At 47.2% G+C, this 373-nt stretch carries 1 protein-coding gene; it reads right to left on the bottom strand.

Going from position 1 to position 373, the window contains the following annotated elements:
* A partial coding sequence (locus tag DLK05_RS17275) for an HsdM family class I SAM-dependent methyltransferase (RefSeq protein ID WP_148114144.1) occupies window positions 1–373 on the bottom strand: 373 nt, incomplete at both ends.

The raw sequence follows: 373 nt of genomic DNA, 5'->3' as shown, positions 1-373 counted from the left end.
TTGGCAGAAAATGGCGGATTCGCCACCACCGCATCAAACTTTTTATCTAAATGCTGCGGACGGGTTAAGGTGTTTTCCTGCTTGATGTCGAACTTGGCAAAATGCACATCATGCAGAATCATGTTCATACGTGCCAAGTTGTAGGTGGTACGGTTCATTTCCTGACCGTAAATCATATCGACATCTTTAACTTCACGTTTTACCCGTAGCAACAACGAACCTGAACCGCAGGTCGGGTCATAGACTGAACGTAAACGGTCTTTGCCTTGGGTGACAATCTTCGCCAGTAAAGTTGATACCGTTTGCGGGGTATAGAATTCCCCCGCTTTTTTGCCCGCGCCTGAGGCAAACTCACCAATCAGGTACTCGTAAG

Origin of the sequence: Ancylomarina longa (assembly GCF_003996985.1) — a bacterium.
Lineage (GTDB): Bacteria > Bacteroidota > Bacteroidia > Bacteroidales > Marinifilaceae > Ancylomarina_A > Ancylomarina_A longa.
The sequence above is the reverse complement of the archived record's forward strand: the minus strand, read 5'-3'. Positions and strand labels throughout refer to the sequence as shown.